Below are 25,406 nucleotides of genomic sequence, written 5' to 3'. Positions count from 1 at the left end.
AGAAGCGTTTTTACTTTACGAATACCTTATTGGAGTCATCTTCTAGGTAGTGCTTGGAAGTATGTTTTTTTTCTGATATAATGTTGCTATGTTTTATAGTGAAAATGAATATACTCTTAAAGCTTACGGAGAAACCCTAGGTACTTATTTGTCTATTGGAGATGTGATTGTATTGTCTGGCGACTTAGGTGCCGGTAAAACAACATTGGCAAAAGGTATTGCTAAAGGGATGGGGATTAGTCAAATGATCAAAAGCCCAACTTATACTATTGTTAGAGAATATGAAGGACGTCTACCTCTTTATCACTTAGATATTTACCGTGTTGGTGATGATCCAGACTCTATTGATTTAGATGATTTTCTTTTTGGTAATGGTGTTACCGTTATTGAGTGGGGAGAATTATTAGGAGAGGGATTATTACAAGACTATTTGCAAATTACCATTACTAAACGAGACAAAGGTCGTCAACTAGACTTGTTAGCGCATGGTGAGCGCTCTCGTCAGCTTCTGGAGATAATGTCACATGGTTCAGCAAAGTCTCGTTATTGAAGAAGGCGTACCTCAAGATGCAAAAGCTGTACTTTCCTTAGTGACGGCAGCTGCCAAAGAAACAGATTTTATAACAGGCGTAGAGACTATATTAGAGGCTACTCCTCAAGAATTGTCAGACTTTTTATCAAGAAGTCAAACCTCTTTTATTGATTTTTGCCTGCTAGCTAGATTAGATGAAAAAGTAGTAGGGCTTTTAAATCTTTCTGGGGAAGTATTATCCCAAGGCCAAGCTGAAGCAGATGTATTTATGTTAGTTGCTAAGACTTACCGTGGTTATGGTATCGGTCAATTATTGTTAGAGATTGCTCTTGATTGGGCTGAAGAAAACCCTTATATCGAAAGCCTTAAGTTGGACGTTCAAGTAAGAAATACTAAGGCTATTTACCTGTATAAAAAGTATGGTTTTCGTATTGAAAGTATGCGAAAAAACGACATCAAATCAAAAAATGGAGATGACTTAGATGTTTATCATATGCGTAAATCTGTAAGTCAGTAAGTGAATCGATGAAAATTGGAAAAAAAATAGTTTTAATGTTCACAGCTATTGTGTTAACAACTGTCTTGGCATTAGGTGTCTATCTAACTAGTGCTTATACCTTCTCAACAGGAGAATTATCAAAGACCTTTAAAGATTTTTCGACATCTTCAAACAAAAGTGATGCCATTAAACAAACAAGAGCTTTTTCTATCTTGTTGATGGGTGTTGATACAGGCTCTTCAGAGCGTGCCTCCAAGTGGGAAGGAAACAGTGATTCGATGATTTTGGTTACGGTTAATCCAAAGACCAAGAAAACAACTATGACTAGTTTAGAACGAGATACCTTAACCACGTTATCTGGACCCAAAAATAATGAAATGAATGGTGTTGAAGCTAAGCTTAACGCTGCTTATGCAGCAGGTGGCGCTCAGATGGCTATTATGACCGTGCAAGATCTTTTGAATATCACCATTGATAACTATGTTCAAATTAATATGCAAGGCCTTATTGATCTTGTGAATGCAGTTGGAGGGATTACAGTTACAAATGAGTTTGATTTTCCTATCTCGATTGCTGAAAACGAACCTGAATATCAAGCTACTGTTGCGCCTGGAACACACAAAATTAACGGTGAACAAGCTTTGGTTTATGCTCGTATGCGTTATGATGATCCTGAGGGAGATTATGGTCGACAAAAGCGTCAACGTGAAGTCATTCAAAAGGTATTGAAAAAAATCCTTGCTCTTGATAGCATTAGCTCTTATCGGAAGATTTTATCTGCTGTAAGTAGTAATATGCAAACGAATATCGAAATCTCTTCTCGCACTATCCCTAGTCTATTAGGTTATCGTGACGCACTTAGAACTATTAAGACTTATCAACTAAAAGGAGAAGATGCCACTTTATCAGATGGTGGATCATACCAAATTGTTACCTCTAATCATTTGTTAGAAATCCAAAATCGTATCCGAACAGAATTAGGACTTCATAAGGTTAATCAATTAAAAACAAATGCTACTGTTTATGAAAATTTGTATGGGTCAACTAAGTCTCAGACAGTAAACAACAACTATGACTCTTCAGGCCAGGCTCCATCTTATTCTGATAGTCATAGCTCTTACGCTAATTATTCAAGTGGAGTAGATACCGGCCAGAGTGCTAGTACAGACCAGGACTCTACTGCTTCAAGCCATAGGCCAGCTACGCCGTCTTCTTCATCAGATGCTTTAGCAGCTGATGAGTCTAGCTCATCAGGGTCTGGATCATTAGTTCCTCCTGCTAATATCAACCCTCAGACCTAACGTTCTGAGGGTTTTTATGTTTAAAATATCCGATTTTGAATATAAAAAAGACAGGTATCAAAGATGATAGCTGTCTGTGATTTCAAATAAAGTATATGAGGGAGATAATACTATCTGGAATGGTTGTTAGTTAAAATGACGGTTTGGCAAGTAGGTGATTCACTAGAAATTAGCTCACTATCTTCTTGATATTTGGCCATACGATTTTGGATTTCAGTGAGGTGTGCTTGTGTCTCTTGGTTAAAGTAGCGCCATTTATGGGCCAAGTCCTGACTAATATTTTGAATTACTTTTCCTTGACTGTGAATGAGGTCAAGGTTTGCTTTAATGTTATCTAAATCAAGTTGGGCAGCATCTTTTGCTTGTCTACTGATGGATAACAGCTCTTTTATGGTACAACGTTTTTGATATGCTTTGTAAGCGGTAAAAGATAATAATCCGACGGCTATCACGGTTTTAACTTTCATGAACTAACCTCCTGATTGATTTGTCGGGCGAGCTTTTCCAAGACAGGAAAGTCAGGCTCATGAGTGGTGTATTGAATTGAGATACCGTCTTCTTCATTATAACGAGGAACGAGATGAACATGAGCATGGAAAACAGTTTGTCCCGCTAAGGCTTCGTTATTGTTAATGATATTCATGGCAGTAGCGCCAGTAGCTGACTGGATAGCACGAGCAATTTTAGGAATACGAGCAAAGAGATGACTAGCTGTCTCAGCAGTCATTTCTAGTAAGTTACGAACATGTTGCTTAGGAATGACTAGAGTATGCCCTTTTGTAGTTTGTGAGATATCTAAAAAGGCGAGGACCTGCTCATCTTCGTAGACTTTCGAAGAGGGGATATCCCCTTGAATGATGCTGCAAAAAATACAATTTTCCATTTTATATCACCTTCTCTACTTGAATTTGTTATAATATATTATAAGTATATCAAAAACTAGAAAGAAATTATATGTTAAACATTAAAAATCTAACAGGAGGATATCACAATATCCCTGTTTTAAACGATGTCTCATTTTCTGTAGACAATGGAGAGTTAGTCGGTTTGATCGGGCTAAATGGTGCTGGAAAGTCAACAACTATCAACGAAATTATTGGCTTTTTGAAGCCTTATCAAGGAAGTATTTCTATTGATGGTTTAACTCTAGCAGAAAATGCAGTTGCCTACCGTCAAAAAATAGGTTTTATCCCAGAAACTCCTAGTCTCTATGAAGAATTGACCTTATCAGAGCATATCAACACCGTAGCTATGGCTTATGATATCGACTTAGAAGTGGCACAAAAACGAGCACAACCTTTCTTGGAAATGTTTCGTTTAACTGACAAACTTGAATGGTTTCCTGTCAATTTTTCTAAAGGGATGAAACAAAAAGTCATGATTATTTGTGCCTTTGTCATTGATCCAAGTCTATTTATTCTTGATGAACCATTCTTAGGGTTAGACCCTTTAGCTATTTCAGACTTAATCCAAACGCTAGAAGTCGAAAAAGCAAAAGGAAAATCTATTTTGATGAGTACACATGTTTTGGACTCTGCTGAAAGAATGTGTGATCGTTTTGTGATTTTGCATCATGGACAAGTTCGTGCCCAAGGAACTCTTGCTGACTTGCAAGAAGCTTTTGGTGACCGTTCAGCGAGCTTAAATGATATCTATCTTGCATTAACAAAAGAGGATTAAGTATGAAAGCATTATTTCTGAAACGCCGTCAAGACTTTCAAAAACAACAAAACAAATACCTTCGTTACGTCTTAAATGATCACTTTGTTTTGGTGTTGATGTTTTTATTAGGCTTTGCTATGGTGCAGTATGGTCAGCTACTAAACCATTTTCCAACGAATCATCTACCTATTCAGGTTTGCCTTGGGATATTGATCCCATTATTGCTCAGTATGGGATCTATAGCAACGTATCTAGAAGAGGCAGATCAGCATTTCTTACTTCCAAAAGAAGAAGAAGTGATTTCTTATATCAAACAAGCTGAACGACTCTCTTTTTTGCTTTGGGGAACTTTGCAGACTGCTGTATTGCTCTTTTTATATCCTATTTTTAGACGTTTAGGTCTGTCTTTATTTATTTTTATTATCTTAGTTTTGATATTATTGGCACTAAAAAGAGTAGTGCTTAGTCGAAAGACAAGATATTTTTTGAGAGGAAATCGTTTAGATTGGGCAAAAGCTGTCGCATTTGAAAGCAATCGCAAGCAAAGTATTTTAAAGTTTTATTCTCTTTTTACAACAGTCAAAGGAATTTCTACAAAAGTGAAAGAAAGAACTTATCTAAATCCTCTTTTAAAATTAGTTAAGCAAACTCCTTCAAACCTTTGGCTGTCCCTTTATGCTAGAGCCTTTTTACGTAGTTCAGATTATTTGGGCTTATTTTTACGACTAATGCTATTAAGCTCATTATCTGTATTTTTTATCCATAATCTTTATTTGTCAGTAAGTTTAGCACTCATTTTTAACTATTTAGTTGTATTCCAATTACTTTCCCTTTATTATCACTACGATTACCATTATATGACTAGTCTTTATCCTGAAAATAGTCGGAGCAAGAAGAAAAATATGTTAAGTTTTTTACGAGGTTTAAGCTTTTTAATGTTAATCGTCAATATGCTGTGTTGCTCATCAGCGCCAAAAGCACTCATTTTGATTGTAGGTATGGTTTTCATAGCTTGTATATATCTACCTTATAAGTTAAAGAAGATCATTGACTAAGTAGCCTAAAACAAGTAAAATAGGGGTAAACGACTATAAAAGATAGAAAAGGAGGGCGATAAGGTGACAACGACGGAACAAGAACTTACCTTGACTCCCTTACGTGGGAAAAGTGGCAAAGCTTATAAAGGCACTTATCCAAATGGGGAATGTGTCTTTATAAAATTAAATACGACCCCTATTCTACCTGCCTTAGCAAAAGAACAGATTGCGCCACAGTTACTTTGGGCCAAACGCATGGGCAATGGTGATATGATGAGTGCCCAAGAATGGCTTAACGGCCGTACATTGACCAAAGAAGATATGAACAGTAAGCAAATCATTCATATTCTATTGCGCCTTCACAAATCTAAAAAATTAGTCAATCAACTGCTTCAGCTCAATTATAAGATTGAAAACCCATACGATTTATTGGTTGATTTTGAGCAAAATGCACCCTTGCAAATTCAGCAAAATTCATACTTACAAGCTATCGTTAAAGAATTAAAACGGAGCTTACCAGAGTTCAAATCAGAAGTAGCAACGATTGTGCATGGAGATATTAAACATAGCAATTGGGTGATTACTACTAGTGGTATGATTTTTTTAGTAGATTGGGATTCTGTTCGTCTAACTGATCGGATGTATGATGTTGCTTACCTGTTGAGCCACTATATTCCACGGTCTCGTTGGTCAGAATGGCTGTCTTATTATGGCTATAAAAATAATGACAAGGTTATGCAAAAAATTATTTGGTATGGTCAATTTTCTCACCTGACACAAATTCTCAAGTGTTTTGACAAGCGTGACATGGAGCATGTGAATCAGGAGATTTATGCCCTCAGAAAATTTAGAGAAATATTTAGAAAGAAATAATGCGAGTTAGAAAACGAAAAGGTGCTGAGGAGCACTTAGCTAATAACCCACACTATGTGATATTAAATCCAGAAGATGCCAAGGGCCGTTGGCATGACGTTTTTGGAAATGACCGTCCTATTCATATCGAAGTTGGTTCAGGAAAGGGCGGATTTATCACAGGGATGGCCTTGAAAAATCCTGATATTAACTACATTGGCATTGATATTCAATTATCTGTCCTAAGCTACGCCTTGGATAAGGTATTAGCTTCAGAAGTACCCAATGTCAAACTTCTGCGAGTGGATGGATCAAGTTTAACCAACTATTTTGAAGATGGTGAGGTGGATATGATGTACCTCAACTTTTCAGATCCTTGGCCAAAAACCAAGCATGAAAAACGTCGTTTGACCTACAAGGATTTCTTAGACACTTACAAGCGTATCTTGCCAGAACACGGTGAAATTCATTTTAAAACCGATAATCGGGGCTTGTTTGAGTACAGTTTAGCTAGTTTTTCTCAATACGGCATGACCTTGAGACAGATCTGGCTTGACTTACACGCTAGTAACTATGAAGGAAATGTCATGACAGAATATGAAGAGAAGTTCTCTAATAAAGGTCAAGTCATTTACCGAGTTGAGGCAAATTTCTAGTAGTATTTTGTTTCAAAATATGATAACATAAAGGAGTTGATACAGTATTAACTTCTTTAGTAATGGAGAGGTCGCATAGTGGCTTAGTGCGCACGCTTGGAAAGCGTGTAGTCCTTAACGAGGCTCGGGGGTTCGAATCCCCTCCTCTCCTTGTGAGTAAAACAAAGTGCATATCCTTGCATTCCTCTTAAATTATGGTATAATAGGCTTAAATAATACAGAAAGGTGGTGGGATATGTCTCGCCACTTTTGTATTAAGTGGATTCCCAAGGACCAATTATCTTAGAGAAGAGCATAAAAATAGAGGAGGTAATCAAAATAGCAAATACATCTATTATCGATATCGTAACCAAGACAGTAACGCCTGAGATTAAGGCACCTTATGAATTAGTAGACGTTGAGTATGACAAAATGGGTAGTGACTACATCCTTAGTATTTTAGTCGATAAGGAAGGTGGAATCACAGTGGAAGATACATCTGACTTGACGAATATTATTAGTCCGCTGTTAGATACGATTGATCCAGATCCTTTTCCAAACCAATATATGCTAGAAGTCTCTAGTCCAGGTTTGGAGCGTCCGCTCAAGACAGCTGACAGTTTAAAAGCAGCAGTTGGCTCTTATATCAATGTGAGTCTTTATCAAGCTATTGATAAGGTGAAAGTTTTTCAAGGAGACTTATTAGCCTTTGATGGTGAAACGTTGACCATTGATTATCTTGATAAAACACGTCATAAGATCGTGAATATACCATATCAAGCAGTTGCTAAGGTGAGAATGGCTGTCAAATTATAACTTTTATTTCAAAGCACTAAACTTTTTTAGGAACATTTAAGCAAATTTGAAACAACACCTATAGAGTTTATACAAGCTAAACAAAAGGAATTAAGGGAGCCTTTAGGGGGCTATTGATCGTATTAATTTAAGAAAGGATTTTTGCCAAGCTTTACAAGCAAGGTAGATAACATTATGAGCAAAGAAATGCTAGAAGCCTTCCGTATTTTGGAAGAAGAAAAACACATTGATAAAGCAGATATTATTGACGCAGTGACAGAATCATTAAAGTCTGCCTATAAACGTCGCTATGGTCAATCAGAATCATGTGTTATTGAATTTAATGAAAAAACAGCTGATTTTCAAGTATTTACGGTTCGTGAGGTTGTTGAAGAAGTTTTTGACAGCCGGCTTGAGATTAGTTTGAAAGATGCTCTTGCTATCAGTTCTGCCTATGAATTGGGTGATAAGATTCGCTTTGAAGAATCTGTCAATGAATTTGGACGTGTCGCAGCTCAATCAGCTAAACAGACTATTATGGAAAAGATGCGCCGCCAAATGCGTGAAGTGATGTTCAATGAATACAAAGAGCATGAAGGTGAAATTATGACAGGAACAGTTGAACGGTTTGATCAACGTTTTATTTATGTCAATCTTGGTTCCTTAGAAGCACAATTGTCTCACCAAGACCAGATTCCAGGTGAAACTTTCAAATCACATGACCGTATTGACGTTTATGTCTACAAAGTTGAAAATAATCCTAAAGGAGTTAACGTCTTTGTTAGTCGTAGCCATCCAGAATTCATCAAACGTATTATGGAGCAAGAAATTCCTGAAGTCTTTGATGGTACTGTTGAAATCATGAGTGTTTCTCGTGAAGCAGGTGACCGCACCAAGGTTGCTGTGCGCAGTCATAATCCTAACGTTGATGCCATCGGAACAATTGTTGGACGTGGTGGAAGTAATATTAAAAAGGTCATCAGCAAGTTCCATCCAAAACGTGTAGATGCTAAGACGGGGCTTGAAATTCCAGTTGAAGAAAATATTGACGTGATTCAATGGGTAGATGATCCAGCTGAGTTCATCTACAATGCCATTGCTCCGGCTGAAGTAGACATGGTACTTTTTGACGATGAAGATCTTAAACGTGCTACGGTAGTAGTTCCTGATAGCAAATTATCATTAGCTATCGGGCGTCGCGGCCAAAATGTTCGTTTAGCGGCACATTTGACTGGCTACCGTATTGATATCAAATCAGCTAGCGAATATGATCGTCTTGAGGCGGAAAAAGAAGCAGCAACAGCTGTGGAAGAGCCAGTTGTTGACGATGTTATGACTGCCGAGGAAGTATAAGAAAAGAGGTGTTTGATGTCTAAAGTCAAAAAAATACCTTTACGAAAATCACTTGTTTCTGGTGAAATTATTGCTAAACGAGATCTTCTTAGGATTGTAAAAACTAAGGATGGTCAAGTTTTCATTGATCCAACTGGTAAACAAAATGGTCGTGGTGCTTATATCAAATTAGACAATCAAGAGGCCTTAATGGCCAAGAAAAAACAAGTTTTCAACAGGAGTTTCTCAATGGACATTCCAGAAAGTTTTTACGATGACTTGATTGCTTATGTTGATCACAAAATCAAAAGAAGAGAGTTAGGTCTTGACTAATTTAGAAAGATTATCTAGTCTTATTGGTCTAGCTCAACGGGCTGGAAAAGTGATTTCAGGTGAAGAACTAGTAGTAAAAGCTATTCAACACCAGCAGGTAATATTAGTATTTTTAGCCAATGATGCTGGTCCTAATGTGACAAAAAAAGTGACAGATAAAAGTAATTATTATAATGTAGAAGTCTCCACAGTGTTGAATGCACTGGAATTAAGTGCTGCACTAGGTAAACCAAGGAAGGTTGCTGCCATTGCAGATGCTGGATTTTCAAAGAAAATGAGGACTCTTATGGAATAGATGAATAGGAGGACACAAATTGTCAAAGAAAAGATTACATGAAATTGCCAAGGAAATTGGTAAAAGTAGTAAAGAGGTGGTTGAACACGCTAAATACTTAGGATTAGATGTGAAAAGCCATGCATCAAGTGTTGAAGAAGCGGATGCGAAAAAGATTATTTCAAGTTTTTCAAAGGCTTCTAAACCTGATGTGACAGCTTCTCAAACAGTCAAACCCAAAGAAGTTGCTCAACCCTCTGTAACAGTGGTCAAAGAAACAGGTTCTGAGCATGTAGAGAAAACACAGGTCTCTAAGCCAAAGAGTCGTAATTTTAAAGCTGAAAGAGAGGCTCGTGCAAAGGAACAGGCTGCTCGAAAACAAGCAAATGGCTCTTCTCATCGTTCTCAAGAACGTCGAGGAGGTTATCGCCAGCCCAATAATCATCAAACTAACGAACAAGGAGATAAGAGGATTACCCATCGTTCTCAAGGTGATACAAACGATAAGCGTATTGAGCGAAAAGCATCGAATGTATCACCTAGACATGATAATCATCAGCTAGTTGGTGATCGTAACCGTTCCTTTGCTAAGGAGAATCACAAGAATGGTCGATTCACAAACCAAAAAAAGCAAGGACGACAAGAGCCTCAATCGAAAAGTCCTAAAATTGATTTCAAAGCTCGTGCTGCTGCCTTAAAAGCTGAACAAAATGCTGAATACTCACGCCAAAGTGAAACACGTTTTCGTGCACAGCAAGAAGCTAAGCGTTTAGCTGAGTTGGCAAGACAAGAAGCTAAAGAAGCGGCTCTAAAAGCACAAGCTGAGGAGATGAGCCATCGTGAAGCAGCATTGAAATCTATTGAAGAAGCAGAAACTAAATTAAAGTCATCAAATATTAGTGCTAAATCTACTGCTGATAATCGCCGTAAAAAACAAGCACGTCCTGAAAAGAATCGTGAGTTAACTCATCATTCACAAGAAGGACAAAAGAAAAATAAGAAGAGTTGGAATAGTCAAAACCAAGTGAGAAATCAAAAAAATAGTAACTGGAATAAAAATAAAAAGACCAAAAAAGGCAAAAATGTTAAGAATACCAACACCGCTCCAAAACCAGTAACCGAGCGTAAATTCCATGAATTGCCAAAAGAATTTGAATATACTGAAGGCATGACAGTTGCCGAAATCGCAAAACGTATCAAACGCGAACCCGCTGAAATTGTTAAAAAGCTGTTTATGATGGGTGTTATGGCAACTCAAAACCAATCTTTAGATGGTGACACTATCGAATTATTGATGGTAGATTATGGTATTGAGGCTAAGGCTAAGGTAGAAGTAGATGATGCTGATATCGAGCGCTTCTTTGAGGATGAAAATTACCTCAATCCTGAAAATATTGTAGAACGCGCACCTGTTGTAACTATCATGGGACACGTAGACCACGGTAAGACAACTTTGCTTGATACTTTGCGTAACTCACGTGTGGCAACAGGAGAAGCTGGAGGAATTACTCAGCATATTGGTGCTTACCAGATTGAAGAAGCTGGCAAGAAAATTACCTTCTTGGATACTCCCGGACACGCGGCCTTTACAAGTATGCGCGCACGTGGAGCTTCCGTTACCGATATCACCATTTTGATTGTTGCAGCTGATGATGGTGTTATGCCACAAACGATTGAAGCGATCAATCACTCAAAAGCTGCTGGTGTTCCAATTATTGTTGCTATCAACAAAATTGATAAACCAGGTGCTAATCCAGAACGTGTTATCGCAGAATTGGCAGAATATGGTATCATCTCAACTGCTTGGGGCGGAGAGTGCGAATTTGTAGAGATATCTGCTAAATTTAATAAAAATATTGATGAACTATTAGAAACAGTCCTTTTGGTTGCTGAAGTGGAAGAATTGAAAGCTGATCCGACGGTTCGTGCTATTGGTACTGTAATTGAAGCACGCTTAGATAAAGGTAAAGGTGCTATCGCTACGCTTCTTGTCCAACAAGGAACTCTTCATGTTCAAGATCCAATCGTTGTTGGTAATACCTTTGGTCGTGTCCGTGCCATGGTAAATGACCTTGGGCGTCGTGTTAAATCTGCGGAGCCATCAACACCAGTTTCCATTACTGGTTTGAACGAAACACCAATGGCTGGTGATCACTTTGCTGTTTACGCTGATGAAAAAGCTGCGCGTGCAGCTGGTGAGGAGCGATCAAAACGTGCCCTCCTCAAACAACGTCAAAATACACAGCGTGTTAGCCTTGATAATCTCTTTGATACCCTTAAAGCAGGAGAAATCAAGACTGTTAATGTCATCATCAAAGCAGACGTTCAAGGTTCTGTTGAAGCCCTTGCAGCATCTCTTGTAAAGATTGAAGTGGAAGGTGTCCGTGTCAATGTCGTTCACTCTGCTGTAGGTGCTATCAATGAGTCTGATGTGACCCTTGCTGAAGCATCAAATGCTGTTATTATCGGTTTCAACGTTCGCCCTACCCCACAAGCTCGTCAACAAGCAGATACGGATGATGTGGAAATTCGTCTTCATAGTATTATCTATAAAGTCATTGAAGAAGTAGAAGAAGCCATGAAAGGGAAACTTGACCCTGTTTACCAAGAAAAAATTCTTGGTGAAGCCATTATCCGTGAAACCTTCAAAGTTTCTAAAGTGGGAACAATTGGTGGCTTTATGGTAATCAACGGTAAGGTGACACGTGATTCGAGTGTTCGTGTTATCCGTGATAGTGTCGTTATTTTTGATGGTAAACTGGCCAGCTTGAAACATTACAAAGATGACGTTAAAGAAGTCGGTAATGCTCAAGAAGGTGGGTTGATGATTGAAAACTTTAACGATCTTAAAGTTGACGATACTATTGAAGCCTATATTATGGAAGAAATTGTGAGAAAATAGGGGCTAAGAAGGTCTGAGATGTAACGTTTTTCCTCTGTCGGAAATAATGACTTTTTCTACCAGATGAGCTACTTGGGGCATTCCTTCCAGTCTCGTCATGGAATTCTCAGATTCCCTTTAATTGTCGTTATCAAAACAGGTAGCAATGTCATAAGCTGGGCTTTCAGCCTAGCTTTTGTTTTAAAATGTGGAAAGGAAATGGCTATGGCTAATCATCGTATTGACCGCGTTGGGATGGAAATCAAGCGCGAAGTAAATGATATTCTTCAGAAAAAAGTGCGTGATCCACGCGTTCAGGGAGTAACGATTACAGAAGTGCAAATGCAGGGTGACTTGTCACTTGCTAAAGTTTATTACACTATTATGAGTGACTTGGCATCTGATAATCAAAAAGCACAAACAGGGCTTGAAAAAGCGACTGGAACGATTAAACGTGAACTTGGCGAACAATTGACCATGTACAAAATTCCAGATTTGGTGTTTGAAAAAGACAATTCCATCGCCTATGGTAATAAAATTGATCAACTCTTACGAGATCTTGACAACAAATCCTAAGTATTGCGGTGCGGATGTTATGACAGAAAGAGCCTTATCATTATGATAGGGCTCTTTTTAATTGTTATTTTGTGGTGCAAACTACAAAAAAAACACCAGATTAACTGGTGGCAGGTAGGAGTTATTCCCCTCATTAAGGAGTTTTGTTGATGGCATCAATGATTTGGTATTGAGCTGTTTTTGCCTCTTCGATAGGATAAATTGGGTAAACGTGGTTCATGCCTTCTTGGGTAATAAAGGTAATATTGTGGTTAGCGGCTTTCAGTTTTGCGGCATAATCGCGAATATCAGGATAAAAGATCTCTCGTGTCCCAGTAAATAAAGTAATTGGTGGTAGATAAGTGATCGGACCATTTTTAGGACTGACATAAATATGGTTGGTATTATCAGCAGAGTAGGCCCACAATTCTCCCACTCGTTTTAATCCCCAAGAAGATAGAATAGGATCAGCATCTTCGTATTCTGGAATCTCTGGGTGTGACATAGTAACATCTAACCAAGGTGATAAAAGAACGAGCTGCTTTGGTTGAGGGACTGATTCATTGTGTAGGGCATGAGCTAGACCTAAGGCTAAACCTCCACCTGCTGAATCTCCCATAAGGAAAACATTCTGATTTTTATGGTAATAGTGTTGGTAAAGATTGACCAATTTTGGCATAGTATAGTTATAGGTATAACGTGGGGCTTTAGGATAAATGGGTAAAACAATTTTAGCGTCAAGACTTGTGGATAATGTCTTTAACATATTAATATGGTATGTCGTTGGATTGTTAAGATAAGAACCACCGGCAAGATAAATAATTGTTTTTTGATCAGGTTTTCCATTATCATTCCAAGAGTAAACCTGCATGCCATAAAGATTTTCTTGAACAAGGGGACCATTGACTAAATTAGTATCTAGTTGATAAGGTTTATCAGATTGTTCACGACAGGCATCAAGGTATCTTTGGAAGCTTGGGTCATCTTGTTTAGAATAGTAACTCTTGTCACGTTTTAACCAGAAATATTGCTCGATAAACCAGCTCTTCCAAGAACGAGAACTAGCTGCAACTGGAGTCGGCAGGCATAAGGTCAGTAATAGACCTAAGGTGACAAGTGTTTTTCGAATAGGATGTTTCAAGGGTATCTCCTTAATGTAAATGTTATTTTTATTGCAATAATATTATAGTAAAAACGATTCATTTGTCAATATAAGGATAGAAAAATGAGAAAAGTTATTTATTTACAAATGTAGTTAAATTCGTTATAATTAATTTACAAACGTAAATATATTGTGAATGAAGGTGACGTTATGCAACAGATATCAGCTGCTGAATGGGAAGTCATGCGTGTGGTGTGGGCCAGTGGTGATATTAAAAGTAGCGATATTATTACTATTTTAAGGAAAAAATATCAATGGTCAGATTCCACTATTAAGACCCTCATTGGTAGGCTAGTTAAAAAAATTTTTTAACGTCTTATCGGCAAGGAAGAGCTTATATTTATCAAGCTCTTTTGGATGAGACTTTGCTACAAAAAGAAGCACTAGCGACTGTTTTAGACGGTATTTGTCAGCGGCAACACACGCGTCTACTTCTTGAACGGCTTTATCACTTACCGATGACCTTAGAGGAAATCGGGGCATTCCAAGAGCTACTAGAAGTCAAAAAAGAAAATGCAGTTCTTGAGGTGCCGTGTAATTGTCTGCCTGGGCAGTGCCACTGTCAGAGAAAGGAGACGTATTAATGGCTAAAGAGATATTTTTAGTGGAGGGAATGAGTTGTGCCTCTTGTGCTCTAACAATTGAAAAAACGGTCAATCAATTGCCTGAAGTAGAACAGGCTGTTGTGAATTTAGCGACTGAGAAGCTCACGGTTACTTATCAAGATGACGATTTAGAAACGGCCAAAGTTATTCAAGCGGTGAAAGCTGCTGGTTATGGTGCACAAGTCTTTGATGAACATGCAAAACACATGCAAACAGGTCGTCGTGACGAAGACCTAAAGGTTATTTGGTCTCAGGTCTTGTGGTCTGCCCTATTCACCATTCCTATATTATACCTAGCTATGGGTCACATGGTGGGCTTATGGCTTCCTCCATTTCTGCAACCAGATCGCTATCCTTTCGTTTACAGCTTTAGTCAGCTACTCTTGACGATTCCAGTCTTAGTATTAAATCGTCATTATTACCATAATGGGTTTAAAGCTTTGTTTAAGGGACATCCTAATATGGACTCCTTGGTAGCTTTAGCAACCAGCTTTGCTTTTGCTTATAGTCTTTATGGAGTGGTTGAAATCAGTCTGGGCCGGGCGCACTTTGTGCACTCCCTTTATTTTGAATCGGTGGTAGTGATTTTGACACTCATCGGTCTAGGAAAGTATTTTGAAAGTCGTTCTAAGGGCCGTACTTCTCAAGCTATTCAAAAGCTCCTATCCTTGAAGGCTACTGTTGTGAGGGTATGGAGAAACAGCCAATGGCAATTGTTACCATTAGAAGAAGTTAGCTATGATGACCTTGTCCTGGTTCAACCAGGTGAAAAAGTTTCTATTGACGGTATTATCGTGGAAGGACATAGCAGTTTGGATGAATCCTTTTTAACCGGGGAAAGTTTGCCTGTTGAAAAGGGAGAAAAAGATAATGTCTTTGCGGGCAGCTTGAATGGGCCAGGCGCCCTCACGATTAAACCAGATAAGCTTGGAAATGATACCTTGTTAGCACAAATTATCCAACTAGTTGAGAATGCTCAAGAAAATAAAGCACCTATTGCAGCTATTGCTGATAGAGTCTCAGGTGTCTTTGTTCCGGTGGTTTTGGTATTAGCTCTGTTAACAGGGGTGTTTTGGTTGGTATTCATGCAGGAAAGTCTTCGTTTTAGTTTGACAACAGCCATCGCTGTTCTAGTCATTGCTTGCCCTTGTGCGCTTGGTTTAGCAACGCCGACAGCGATTATGGTTGGAACAGGGCGTGCAGCTGAAAATGGTATTCTTTTTAAAGGTGGTGACATCTTAGAACAAGCACATCAGGTAGATACGGTTGTTTTTGATAAAACGGGGACGATTACGGAGGGGAAACCAAGTCTTCAAAAGCTCCTAACTTTTTCGGGAGATGATCACCTTATCTTGCAAGAAGCTGCTTCCTTGGAGGCCTATTCTCAACACCCCTTAGGGGAGGCTATTGTTCGTGCTGCTCAGGAAGCTGGTTACGATAGTCTACCAGTGGAAGAGTTTGAGTCTTTAACCGGCCTAGGAGTTACTGGTCAGCTTGAAGGGCGTCGTTTGGCGATTGGAAATGCTGCTTTAATGGGAATTCTTGGTATCGATTTATCTTGTGTTCAGTCGGTTTGTGCTAAGGCTTCTGAGAAAGGCCAAACCCTTGTATATTATGCTAAAGAGGGGCAGCTACGAGCTCTTTTCAGTATTGCTGACGCTGTCAAAGAAGATAGTCAAGCTACCGTCGAAGCTTTGCATCAACTGGGAATTCACACCATCATGCTAACAGGTGACCACGATGCTACCGCTAAGGCTATTGCCTCTCAAGTGGGGATTACAGATGTGATCAGTCAAGTCTTACCTGATCAAAAAGCAGGCGTGATAGCAGACCTCCGCTCTCAAGGGAGAAAAGTTGCAATGGTAGGTGATGGTATTAATGATGCTCCGGCATTGGCTGTAGCAGACATTGGGATAGCTATGGGGTCAGGGACAGATATTGCCATTGAATCGGCGGATGTGATTCTGATGAAACCTGATATGCTGGATTTGGTGAAAGCTATGTCATTGAGTCGAGTGACTATGAGAATTGTCAAGGAAAATTTATTTTGGGCATTCATTTACAATGTCCTCATGATTCCAGTGGCCATGGGCTTACTTCATCTTTTTGGAGGTCCACTATTGAACCCGATGTTAGCAGGTTTTGCCATGAGTTTTAGTTCAGTATCAGTTGTTTTGAATGCCCTGCGATTAAAAGGAAAAACCATTTAAAGGAGAATACAAAATGGAAAAACATTATCAGGTTACAGGAATGACATGTGACGGTTGCGCAAGAACGGTCACTGAAAAATTATCAGCTGTCCCCGGTGTGCAATCGGTCCAGGTAAATTTGGAAAAAGGAGAGGCTAAGGTGACAGGACGTCCTTTAACGTTCCTAATCAAGCGTGCTTTGAAGGATACCAAATTTGAATTATATAAATGGTCTTAGGTTATTTTGGTAGCCTTACTTCATCTCAAAAGAGGTTCCAGTTTTTTAATCTGGGCTTCTTTTTTTGTGGTCACTCATAAAGACTCTGACGTTAGCAGGTGTGTTCCGAGCAAAACAAAAACACCTCTCTGGGGGCAAATCACTTTTGCCAGAAGGTGTTTAAGGACGATGCACTGACAGGCTGTCCATTCTTGATGAAACGGTTACTCCTTGTTTTCGTGGGCTACTAATAATTGCGTGAACTGACTATAACGTTCGATAACGTCCTCAGTTATTTGCGAATCTGTAACAACAGCATCAATGTTGTTTAAATGGTAAAAAATGAAGAAGTCGTAGGCATTGAATTTTTGGTTATCTACCAAGAGGTATTTTTCAATAGAATTATTAAAAGCTAGCTTTTGAATCTCTCCTTCAGTTTCGCTATAAGTTGCAATATCGTTTTTATAAATACCATTACAGCTAATAAAAGCCTTGGCAAATTTTAAGGATGAGATATTTTGACTGGCAAGGGACCCTACAAAAGCTCCTGTAATAGATCGGTATTCACCACCGATAAGAATCAGGTCAATGGTTTCGCTGTCCTGAAGGATGTTAAAGACAGGGAGGCTATTGGTCACAATGCGAATCTGACGATTTTTTAACTGCTCAGCGAAACATTCTAAAGTTGTTCCTGGACCAATAAAGATTGTTTCACCATCATTGACTAGTTGTGTCGCATATGAAGCTAGTTCCCATTTTTCCTTTGTTTGAACGGTTTGTTTTTCAATATTTGACCGCTCTTTTTTATTAGGCATGGTAATGCTTTGTGCACCTCCATGGATGCGGATCAATTTGCCGGCTTTTTCCAGTTCATCTAAGTCTCTACGAACTGTCATATCAGAAACGTTTAAAGTCTGAATAATATCATTCACAGTAACAATACCTTGCTCATTGACTATTTCGGTAATTTTTAGAAGTCTTTCTCTTTTTAACATCTAAGGGGCTCCTTTCTATAGTTTATTTACTTATGTTTATCATAGCATATAGACCTTCATATTTCAATAAAACAAAATAAACAAAACAAAAACAAACATATAGAACAAAAAATATTGCGTAAAAATGTTGAATTATGTTGAAGGTTATACTATAATGATTTTGTAAACGGTTACCAATTTGTTGATGATGAGATGACAGTTGTTAAAAATTGATACTTATAGAAAGGCGGTAGGGAGTGTTTCCTAATATTCTATTTACTGAAGCAAGGACGCAGCCAGAGCTTTTTGATCTTGTTGCTAGCCACTTGGAAAAGGTTGGGTATGTGACGCAAGAGTACCATCAGGCTTTAGTGGAGCGTGAGGCGGTATTTCCGACAGGACTCAAAGTGGACCTCAAAGATGGGTCAGATATTTTGTATGCGGCTATTCCGCATACAGAAACCAAGTATTGCTTGGTTGATCAAGTGGTCTATGTTAGAAATAGTCAAGCCCTTACCTTTAAGCACATGATTAATCCAGAGGAAGACTGTTTGGTAACGGATTTCTTCTTTATTATCAATAGTCAAAACGAGGGTCAAACGACGATTCTATCCAATCTCATTACCTTCTTTATTACGAAAGGCAATCTTAGCTATCTAGCCAGTCTAAAAGATGATAAACAAGCTATTTCAAACTATTTAATAGAAAAAGGAGTGTTTCAGCATGATTAAAATTCTAGCAGCCTGCGGTGCAGGGGTTAACTCAAGCCATCAAATTAAAGATGCGATTGAAACTCAGATGAGTGACCGTGGTTACGATGTTCACTGTGATGCGGTGATGGTCAAAGACATCACAGAAGAATTGGTGTCTCGTTATGATATTTTTACGCCGATTGCAAAAACTGACTTGGGATTTGAGATGCCGATTCCCATAGTAGAAGCAGGACCGATTCTCTATCGTATCCCAATCATGAGTGAGCCTGTTTTTGCTGAATTAGAGCGCGTGATTAAAGAAAATCATTTGCAGTGAGTTAATAAAAACATAAGGAGACAAGATGATGCAACCTTTTTTAGACATTATTAACAAGATTCTGGGATTTCCTATTCAGTTGGGATCAGGTGTGGTCATGCTGATTGTCATGACAGGTTTAGCCATGATTTTCGGGGTTAAATTCACAAAGGCACTGGAAGGTGGGATTAAGTTAGCCATCGCTTTGACAGGGATTGGAGCCATTATTGGAATTTTGACGGGGGCTTTTTCAGAGTCTTTACAGGCCTTTGTTAAAAATACAGGGATCAGTTTAAACATTATTGATGTCGGTTGGGCACCGCTTGCAACAATTACCTGGGGTTCCCCTTACACCCTTTATTTCTTGCTGGTGATGCTGGTGGTTAATATTGTCATGATTGTCATGAAAAAAACGGACACCCTTGACGTCGATATTTTTGATATTTGGCATTTGTCCATTACGGGTCTATTGATTATGTGGTATGCGGCTCGTAACCATTTACCAGTCTTTGTGTCTCTTTTGATTGCTACTGTGGCAGTTATTCTTGTTGGGGTACTGAAAATCATTAACTCTGATTTGATGAAACCGACCTTTGATGACCTTCTTGGGACAGGGCCTCAATCACCAATGACTTCAACTCACATGAACTACATGATGAATCCAATCATTATGGTCTTAGATAAGATTTTTGACAAGGTCTTTCCGGGGCTGGATAAATATGACTTTGATGCTGCTAAATTGAACAAAAAAATTGGCTTCTGGGGCTCTAAGTTCTTTATCGGAATGGCTCTAGGTTTTGTGATTGGGATTATGGGAGATCCTCATTTCACTGTTGAATCTATCAAAAATTGGTTTGGCCTAGGCTTTACCGCGGGTGCCTGCTTGGAACTTTTCTCTTTGATTGGCTCTTGGTTTATCGCAGCTGTTGAGCCTTTGTCACAAGGGATTACCAATTTTGCCAATGCTAGAATGCATGGGCGTCGTTTCAATATCGGTTTGGACTGGCCCTTCATTGCTGGTCGTGCTGAAATCTGGGCCTGTGCCAATATTCTTGCCCCAATCATGTTGATTGAAGCCGTTCTCCTATCAAAAGTTGGCAATGGGATTTTACCACTGGCAGGAATTATTGCTATGGGGATGACACCAGCTCTTCTTGTGGTCACACGTGGTCGTTTGATTCGCATGATTATTTTTGGTTCCCTCTTATTGCCATTATTCCTCTTGTCAGGAACTATGATTGCTCCATTTGCGACAGAGTTGGCTAAAAAAGTAGGGGCTTTTCCAGCAGGTACAAGCGCTGGTTCCTTGATTACGCATTCAACACTTGAAGGACCAATGGAAAAAATTTTTGGTTATGTGATTGGTCAAGCGACAACAGGTCAGATTGCCTCAATCATCACGCTAATCATCTTTGTGGCCATTTACCTAGGTCTCTTTGCTTGGTATGCTAACCAAATGAAGGCACGTAACGCTGAGTATGCGAAAACAATGAAATAAAATCAGGTCAGGTGACTGACTAAAAAATTAGGGAGTAAGGTATTTCTACCTTACTCCCTAACGTGAAAAGAGTATTTCTCATGTAAGGCAAGGCGCTCTGTGGGAACCCACAAGTGCTTTGTCTTGAAAGAAATAATGGAAGACACTAAGACTACTGGCAATCATCTTGATCTAAGGACAGGTAATCATGTCCCCCTTCTCTAGATTGGCAAGCGTTTTGGGTTAGAAAAGGAAAAGCTATGGCTATTATTTTAGGTGCAGATGCACACGGAAATGCATTAAAAGAATTGATCAAAAGTTTTCTTCAAGAAGAAGGCTATGACATTATTGACGTGACTGATATTAACAGTGATTTTATTGATAACACATTAGCGGTGGCGAAAGCCGTTAATGAAGCAGAAGGTCGTTTAGGCATTATGGTGGATGCTTACGGAGCAGGTCCCTTTATGGTAGCCACAAAATTAAAAGGAATGGTTGCTGCTGAAGTGTCAGATGAACGCTCTGCTTACATGACGCGCGGTCACAACAATGCCCGCATGATCACAATAGGGGCAGAGATTGTAGGTCCAGAATTAGCGAAGAATATCGTCAAAGGTTTTGTGACTGGTCCCTACGATGGTGGTCGTCATCAAATTCGTGTTGACATGCTCAATAAAATGGCCTAAAGGAGGATAAAGTGATGAAAATTGCGATTGGTTGTGACCATATTGTCACCAACGAAAAAATGGCTGTTTCTGATTTTTTGAAATCTAAAGGCTATGACGTTATTGACTGTGGCACTTATGACCATACAAGAACCCATTACCCTATTTTTGGAAAAAAAGTCGGCGAAGCTGTGGTTAATGGTCAAGCAGACTTGGGTGTTTGTATTTGTGGAACTGGAGTTGGCATTAATAATGCCGTGAACAAGGTACCAGGTATTCGTTCAGCCCTTGTTCGAGATATGACAACAGCGCTTTATGCCAAGGAAGAATTGAATGCCAATGTGATTGGCTTTGGTGGTAAAATCACGGGTGAACTTCTTATGTGTGATATTATAGATGCTTTTATCAAGGCAGAATACAAAGAAACTGAAGAGAATAAGAAGCTAATTGCTAAAATAGCCCACTTGGAAAGTCATCATGCCAACCAAGAAGATCCTGATTTTTTTACAGAATTTTTGGAAAAATGGGATCGTGGTGAGTATCACGATTAGGAAGAAGAGATGAGTTTAACAGTTATCTTAAATCCTTCTGTCGCTATTTCCTATCCTTTAGATTGTCTGGCTATGGACACGGTTAATTGTGTTGACAGAACGGCAAAAACAGCTGGTGATAAGGAGCTAAATGTGACCAGAATGTTAGCAAAAGCTGGTCAGTTATGGCAACAGGATTTAGTGGTGGTAAGCTGGGTGACTTTATCATTCATCAGTTACAAGAACAGGGCATTTCTAACCAATTTTTCAAAATCAAAGGGGAAACGAGAAATTGTATTGCTGTTTTACATGAAGGCATGCAGACAAAAATTTTGGAAGCTGGTCCCTACAGTGATGTGGACGAAGCCGAAGTCTCTTTGAGCCACATGAGTACTATTGCTAAGCCGTTTGATGTCTTAACTTCTCAGGCAGTCTGCCTAGGAGACTAGCTACTCACTATTATCAAGATTTGATGACTATGGCAACTTTTAAACAATTATATCAGCAACTTCAAGTAAGAGAGGTATCACATGACAATCACAGCAAATAAAAGACATTACTTAGAAAAAGTGAGCCATCAAGGAATCATATCAGCTTTAGCTTTTGATCAACGAGGTGCACTGAAGCAAATGATGGCAGCACATCAAGAAGGAGAAGCGACAGTTACACAGATAGAAACATTGAAAGTTCTCGTTTCTGAGGAATTGACGCCTTATGCTTCATCTATTTTATTAGATCCAGAATATGGGTTGCTGGCTACTAAGGTAAGAGCTAATCAGACAGGCTTACTGTTAGCTTACGAAAAAACAGGTTATGATGCTACAACCACTAGCCGTTTACCCGATTGCTTAGTGGAATGGTCGGTCAAACGGTTGAAAGCAGCAGGTGCAGATGCTATTAAATTTTTGCTCTATTATGATGTTGATGGAGATGAACAAATCAATTTACAAAAACAAGCTTATATTGAACGCATTGGTTCAGAATGTACAGCTGAAGACATCCCTTTTTTTCTTGAACTTTTGAGTTATGATGAGAGAATATCAGATAACAACAGTGCGGCATACGCAAAGCTTAAGCCACATAAGGTTAACGGTGCTATGTCAGTATTTTCGGATAAGCGTTTTGGCGTTGATGTGCTAAAAGTAGAGGTTCCTGTTAATATGGCTTATGTAGAAGGTTTTACTGAAGGGGAAGTCCATTACAGTCAAGCTGAGGCTATTAAAGCTTTTCAAGACCAAGAAGCTGCCAGCCACCTCCCTTATATCTATTTGAGTGCAGGCGTATCTGCCAAACTTTTTCAAGAGACATTATACTTTGCAGCAGCAGCAGGTGCTCAATTTAGTGGTGTTTTGTGTGGGCGTGCCACGTGGGCAGGATCCGTTCCAGTTTATATTACTAAAGGAGAGGACGAAGCAAGAAAGTGGCTATGCACTGAAGGCTTCCAAAATATTGACGAGTTAAACAGGGTACTCGAAGAGACCGCTAGCCCTTGGACGGAAAAAATCTAAAACAACCTTATCCTATCAAGCAGCTCTCATTGATGTGATAAGATAAGTATGGGGATAATTGTTTGAATCTTTTGTAGCAAGGATGAAAATGGGTTTTATCCTTGCTTTTTTATCCTTACATTTTATCTTTTTCTACTTATTTTTTAAAGGAAAACGTGGTAAACTAAAAGAAGACTAAAAGACAATAGGGTAGCTTATGACAATTGATATGTGGGAAATTTTAAATATCATCGGGACCATTGCCTTTGCTCTTTCTGGTGCTATTGTTGCCATGGAAGAAGAATTTGATATTTTAGGGATTTTTATTTTAGGTTTCGTGACAGCCTTTGGAGGCGGAGCCATTCGAAACACCCTAATTGGTTTACCTATAGAGGCCTTATGGGGGCAAAAGCCAGAATTCACTTGCGCTTTCTTTGCTATGGTTTTGATTATGCTTTTTCCTAAGCTAATGGCTAGAGGTTGGGTACGGGCAGCTGTTTTGACTGATGCCATTGGTCTGGCAGCTTTTAGTGTCCAAGGAGCCTTGCATGCTGTCCGTCTTAACCAGCCTTTAAGTGCTGTCATTGTAGCAGCTGTGTTGACTGGTGCAGGCGGTGGTGTTGTCAGAGATATTCTGGCAGGGCGAAAACCTAGTGTTTTGCGTAGTGAAATCTATGCTGGGTGGTCCATTCTTGCAGCTATTGTTTTGCATTTTAAACTAGCAGATTCAACGATTGAATGTTATGCCTTGGTTGTTTTACTCACGACTTTACGCATGATTGGCAACCGTAAAAAATGGAACCTCCCTAAAATCAAATGGAAAGAGGAAAGATAGGATGATTCAACTAATTGCAATTGATTTGGACGGCACCTTATTAAACCAGGACAAACAGATTCCAAAAGAGAATATCACAGCCATCCAAGAAGCAGCTCAGTCAGGCTTAAAAATTGTCTTATGCACAGGCCGGCCTCAGTCAGGGACAAGACCCTATTTTGACCAATTAGGTTTGACACAAGAGGAATTCCTCATTATCAATAATGGCTGTAGTACTTATAGTAGTCCTGACTGGCAATTACGCCATTCAAAAATGTTGAAGGTTTCAGATATTGAATTGCTGGAAGAGCTAAGCCAAAGTTTTCCAGATATTTACCTGACTTTAACTGAGGAAAACGATTATTTGGTGCTTGAAGAAGAAGTGCCAGACCTTGTGCAGGAAGATGGAGATTTGGTATTTACCATTGTCAAGCCTGTCTCCTTAGCAGAGCTGTCGGACACTCCTCGCCTGATTTTTCAAGCCATGTACTTAGGAGAAAAAGCTGCGCTAGATGCCTTTGAACGTGCGGTGAGAAATCAGCTTAGTCAGAGTTTTCATGTTGTTCGTAGCCAAGATAATATTTTAGAAATTCTCCCTCAGGGAGTCAGCAAGGCATCGGCTCTCAAAGAATTAGTAGAAGATTTGGGTTTAACTGCTGACCAAGTGATGGCTATTGGGGATGCTCCCAATGACATTGAGATGTTAACTTATGCTGGTTTAGGAGTTGCTATGGAAAATGCTTCAGCAGCTATCAAGCCATTAGCTGACAAAGTCACTTTGACTAATGATATGGCGGGTGTGGCCCAGGCTATCCGTCAGTTTGCACTTGTAGCTCAAAAAGACTAACAATTAACGTAAAAAGGTTCCCAAAAGGAACCTTTTTACGTTAATAGAGGCAAGCCCATAGCAGCCATTTCTTCGGCAGGAACGATCATGTCATCTGAAATCCAGTTTGTCAAGACAGAAACAATAGCATTGCTCCAAAAAAGGCGCTTATAGTGCGATTGTTTTTTGTCTTTTAATTTTTGATAAGCTTTCAGACGTTTAGTGACTAATCGTGTTAGAAGATGGTGCAGGTGATGTTTGAAAATCATTTTAAGAAGCTGAGCTTCTTTTTTAGCTTCAGTAAAAAGATAGAGCCAAGCTTGATAAGCCTGAGTTTTAATATCAAATTGTTTTAGTCCACGAAAAATACGACGGATAACCCCTACTAACAGTTGTTCTATAATGGCTTCTTTAGAGGTATAATTACGATAAAAAGCGTTACGAGATACTCCTGCTTTCGTCACCAATTCTGAAATCGTAATATCACCTAAAGGTTTTGTTTCTAGAAGATTTAGTAAGGCGATTTCCATAGATTCACGTGCTATGCGTCGTGTTTCTTTATTAAATTGTGTTAAGTTTTGAAGTGATCTTTTTGAGAGTGCTTTATCAGTCATCACAAATACCTTTCAAGTGTTACATCTGATGAGTTATCAGTAGCAAAAACCGACTTAATAATGATATAATTTTATGGGAAAAGTCTTAATTTGTCAACTAAAGTTAGTTATCAGGAGCCTCATTACCTCCTTGTATAGCTCTATTGGATG

General features: G+C 39.0%; 28 protein-coding genes, 1 tRNA gene and 2 pseudogenes. 26 read left to right on the top strand and 5 right to left on the bottom strand.

The window, feature by feature from the left end; translation table 11 throughout:
* The first annotated feature begins 88 nt into the window (after positions 1-88).
* The 3 genes from tsaE to lytR are packed head-to-tail and all read left to right on the top strand — an operon-like array spanning position 89 to position 2,332.
* A complete protein-coding gene (gene tsaE, locus B6D67_RS08095) occupies positions 89-550 on the top strand; it encodes a tRNA (adenosine(37)-N6)-threonylcarbamoyltransferase complex ATPase subunit type 1 TsaE (protein ID WP_009880751.1) in 462 nt (153 codons plus the stop codon).
* Positions 525-1,049: a GNAT family N-acetyltransferase gene (locus tag B6D67_RS08090; RefSeq protein WP_009880752.1), complete on the top strand. Its 525-nt coding sequence runs from the start codon at positions 525-527 to the stop codon at positions 1,047-1,049. The genes tsaE and B6D67_RS08090 overlap by 26 nt, the downstream gene beginning before the upstream one ends.
* 8 nt (positions 1,050-1,057) lie before the next feature.
* Positions 1,058-2,332, top strand: coding sequence for a glycopolymer--peptidoglycan transferase LytR (lytR, locus tag B6D67_RS08085; protein WP_010922584.1), 1,275 nt, complete (start codon positions 1,058-1,060; stop codon positions 2,330-2,332).
* A gap of 110 nt (positions 2,333-2,442) precedes the next feature.
* Here lytR and B6D67_RS08080 read toward each other — a convergent pair whose 3' ends face one another.
* Positions 2,443-2,799, bottom strand: coding sequence for a hypothetical protein (locus tag B6D67_RS08080; RefSeq protein WP_002988657.1), 357 nt, complete (start codon positions 2,797-2,799; stop codon positions 2,443-2,445).
* Positions 2,796-3,215, bottom strand: a complete 420-nt coding sequence (locus B6D67_RS08075) for an HIT family protein (protein WP_002983376.1) — start codon at positions 3,213-3,215, stop codon at positions 2,796-2,798. Before B6D67_RS08075 ends, B6D67_RS08080 begins: the two co-directional genes overlap by 4 nt.
* Before the next feature lie 71 nt (positions 3,216-3,286).
* On the opposite strand from B6D67_RS08075, the gene B6D67_RS08070 reads away from it, so the two are divergent.
* From B6D67_RS08070 to rbfA, 11 genes are all read left to right on the top strand, one after another.
* Positions 3,287-4,012 (top strand): ABC transporter ATP-binding protein, encoded by a 726-nt coding sequence (locus B6D67_RS08070; RefSeq protein ID WP_002983379.1) that lies wholly within the window; start codon positions 3,287-3,289, stop codon positions 4,010-4,012.
* Positions 4,013-4,014: 2 nt separating this feature from the next.
* Positions 4,015-5,049 (top strand): ABC transporter permease, encoded by a 1,035-nt coding sequence (locus B6D67_RS08065; protein WP_010922583.1) that lies wholly within the window; start codon positions 4,015-4,017, stop codon positions 5,047-5,049.
* 63 nt (positions 5,050-5,112) lie between these two features.
* Positions 5,113-5,904 carry a cell cycle regulator CcrZ gene (ccrZ, locus tag B6D67_RS08060; protein ID WP_002983385.1) on the top strand — a complete coding sequence of 264 codons (792 nt, stop codon included), beginning with the start codon at positions 5,113-5,115 and terminating at the stop codon, positions 5,902-5,904.
* Positions 5,904-6,539, top strand: coding sequence for a tRNA (guanosine(46)-N7)-methyltransferase TrmB (gene trmB / locus B6D67_RS08055; protein ID WP_002983387.1), 636 nt, complete (start codon positions 5,904-5,906; stop codon positions 6,537-6,539). Before ccrZ ends, trmB begins: the two co-directional genes overlap by 1 nt.
* Before the next feature lie 64 nt (positions 6,540-6,603).
* Positions 6,604-6,690: transfer RNA gene (locus tag B6D67_RS08050), tRNA-Ser, on the top strand.
* 107 nt (positions 6,691-6,797) lie between these two features.
* Complete coding sequence (gene rimP, locus B6D67_RS08045) at positions 6,798-7,334, top strand: ribosome maturation factor RimP (RefSeq protein WP_002988815.1); 537 nt, start codon at positions 6,798-6,800, stop codon at positions 7,332-7,334.
* Positions 7,335-7,508: 174 nt separating this feature from the next.
* Positions 7,509-8,666: a transcription termination factor NusA gene (gene nusA, locus B6D67_RS08040; RefSeq protein ID WP_002988817.1), complete on the top strand. Its 1,158-nt coding sequence runs from the start codon at positions 7,509-7,511 to the stop codon at positions 8,664-8,666.
* A 15-nt stretch (positions 8,667-8,681) separates the two neighbouring features.
* Positions 8,682-8,978 (top strand): RNase P modulator RnpM, encoded by a 297-nt coding sequence (gene rnpM / locus B6D67_RS08035; RefSeq protein ID WP_002983486.1) that lies wholly within the window; start codon positions 8,682-8,684, stop codon positions 8,976-8,978.
* Positions 8,971-9,273 (top strand): YlxQ-related RNA-binding protein, encoded by a 303-nt coding sequence (locus tag B6D67_RS08030; RefSeq protein WP_002983488.1) that lies wholly within the window; start codon positions 8,971-8,973, stop codon positions 9,271-9,273. The genes rnpM and B6D67_RS08030 overlap by 8 nt, the downstream gene beginning before the upstream one ends.
* A 19-nt stretch (positions 9,274-9,292) precedes the next feature.
* On the top strand, positions 9,293-12,154 hold the full coding sequence (gene infB, locus B6D67_RS08025; RefSeq protein WP_002983491.1) for a translation initiation factor IF-2: 2,862 nt from the start codon (positions 9,293-9,295) through the stop codon (positions 12,152-12,154).
* A 204-nt stretch (positions 12,155-12,358) separates the two neighbouring features.
* Complete coding sequence (gene rbfA, locus B6D67_RS08020; RefSeq protein ID WP_029714082.1) at positions 12,359-12,709, top strand: 30S ribosome-binding factor RbfA; 351 nt, start codon at positions 12,359-12,361, stop codon at positions 12,707-12,709.
* Positions 12,710-12,842: 133 nt separating this feature from the next.
* On the opposite strand, the gene B6D67_RS08015 is transcribed toward rbfA, so the two are convergent.
* Positions 12,843-13,817, bottom strand: a complete 975-nt coding sequence (locus tag B6D67_RS08015) for an alpha/beta hydrolase fold domain-containing protein (RefSeq protein WP_227869327.1) — start codon at positions 13,815-13,817, stop codon at positions 12,843-12,845.
* Between the two features lie 183 nt (positions 13,818-14,000).
* On the opposite strand from B6D67_RS08015, the pseudogene B6D67_RS08010 reads away from it, so the two are divergent.
* The 3 genes and pseudogenes from B6D67_RS08010 (at position 14,001) to B6D67_RS08000 (ending at position 16,882) form a co-directional block, all read left to right on the top strand.
* Positions 14,001-14,434, top strand: a pseudogene (locus B6D67_RS08010) (CopY/TcrY family copper transport repressor).
* On the top strand, positions 14,434-16,665 hold the full coding sequence (locus B6D67_RS08005; protein WP_011285671.1) for a heavy metal translocating P-type ATPase: 2,232 nt from the start codon (positions 14,434-14,436) through the stop codon (positions 16,663-16,665). The pseudogene B6D67_RS08010 and the gene B6D67_RS08005 overlap by 1 nt, the downstream one beginning before the upstream one ends.
* 13 nt (positions 16,666-16,678) lie before the next feature.
* Complete coding sequence (locus B6D67_RS08000; protein WP_010922577.1) at positions 16,679-16,882, top strand: heavy-metal-associated domain-containing protein; 204 nt, start codon at positions 16,679-16,681, stop codon at positions 16,880-16,882.
* Positions 16,883-17,085: 203 nt separating this feature from the next.
* Here the strand turns inward: B6D67_RS08000 and B6D67_RS07990 are convergent, their stop codons facing one another.
* Entirely contained in the window at positions 17,086-17,856 is a 771-nt protein-coding gene (locus B6D67_RS07990) for a DeoR/GlpR family DNA-binding transcription regulator (protein ID WP_002983505.1), read from the bottom strand.
* A 236-nt stretch (positions 17,857-18,092) separates the two neighbouring features.
* Between B6D67_RS07990 and B6D67_RS07985 the strand changes: the two genes are divergently transcribed.
* From B6D67_RS07985 to B6D67_RS07945, 9 genes and pseudogenes are all read left to right on the top strand, one after another.
* Complete coding sequence (locus tag B6D67_RS07985) at positions 18,093-18,566, top strand: PTS sugar transporter subunit IIA (RefSeq protein WP_010922576.1); 474 nt, start codon at positions 18,093-18,095, stop codon at positions 18,564-18,566.
* Complete coding sequence (locus B6D67_RS07980; protein WP_010922575.1) at positions 18,559-18,864, top strand: PTS sugar transporter subunit IIB; 306 nt, start codon at positions 18,559-18,561, stop codon at positions 18,862-18,864. Before B6D67_RS07985 ends, B6D67_RS07980 begins: the two co-directional genes overlap by 8 nt.
* A gap of 25 nt (positions 18,865-18,889) precedes the next feature.
* Positions 18,890-20,341 (top strand): PTS galactitol transporter subunit IIC, encoded by a 1,452-nt coding sequence (locus B6D67_RS07975; RefSeq protein ID WP_020750283.1) that lies wholly within the window; start codon positions 18,890-18,892, stop codon positions 20,339-20,341.
* 239 nt (positions 20,342-20,580) lie between these two features.
* Positions 20,581-21,006 (top strand): galactose-6-phosphate isomerase subunit LacA, encoded by a 426-nt coding sequence (lacA, locus tag B6D67_RS07970; RefSeq protein ID WP_010922573.1) that lies wholly within the window; start codon positions 20,581-20,583, stop codon positions 21,004-21,006.
* A 14-nt stretch (positions 21,007-21,020) separates the two neighbouring features.
* Positions 21,021-21,536 (top strand): galactose-6-phosphate isomerase subunit LacB, encoded by a 516-nt coding sequence (lacB, locus tag B6D67_RS07965; RefSeq protein WP_010922572.1) that lies wholly within the window; start codon positions 21,021-21,023, stop codon positions 21,534-21,536.
* 9 nt (positions 21,537-21,545) lie between these two features.
* Positions 21,546-21,999: pseudogene (locus B6D67_RS10560) on the top strand (PfkB family carbohydrate kinase); the annotation flags it as partial.
* A gap of 46 nt (positions 22,000-22,045) precedes the next feature.
* Positions 22,046-23,023, top strand: a complete 978-nt coding sequence (gene lacD, locus B6D67_RS07955; protein ID WP_002983521.1) for a tagatose-bisphosphate aldolase — start codon at positions 22,046-22,048, stop codon at positions 23,021-23,023.
* A gap of 196 nt (positions 23,024-23,219) precedes the next feature.
* Positions 23,220-23,837, top strand: coding sequence for a trimeric intracellular cation channel family protein (locus B6D67_RS07950; RefSeq protein ID WP_002994286.1), 618 nt, complete (start codon positions 23,220-23,222; stop codon positions 23,835-23,837).
* A gap of 1 nt (position 23,838) precedes the next feature.
* Entirely contained in the window at positions 23,839-24,663 is an 825-nt protein-coding gene (locus B6D67_RS07945; RefSeq protein WP_010922570.1) for a Cof-type HAD-IIB family hydrolase, read from the top strand.
* A gap of 35 nt (positions 24,664-24,698) precedes the next feature.
* Here B6D67_RS07945 and B6D67_RS07940 read toward each other — a convergent pair whose 3' ends face one another.
* Positions 24,699-25,256, bottom strand: coding sequence for a TetR/AcrR family transcriptional regulator (locus tag B6D67_RS07940; RefSeq protein WP_010922569.1), 558 nt, complete (start codon positions 25,254-25,256; stop codon positions 24,699-24,701).
* Between the last annotated feature and the right edge of the window lie 150 nt (positions 25,257-25,406).

This window comes from Streptococcus pyogenes, from assembly GCF_002055535.1.
Classification (GTDB): domain Bacteria; phylum Bacillota; class Bacilli; order Lactobacillales; family Streptococcaceae; genus Streptococcus; species Streptococcus pyogenes.
This window is presented reverse-complemented; position numbering and strand designations above follow the sequence as displayed.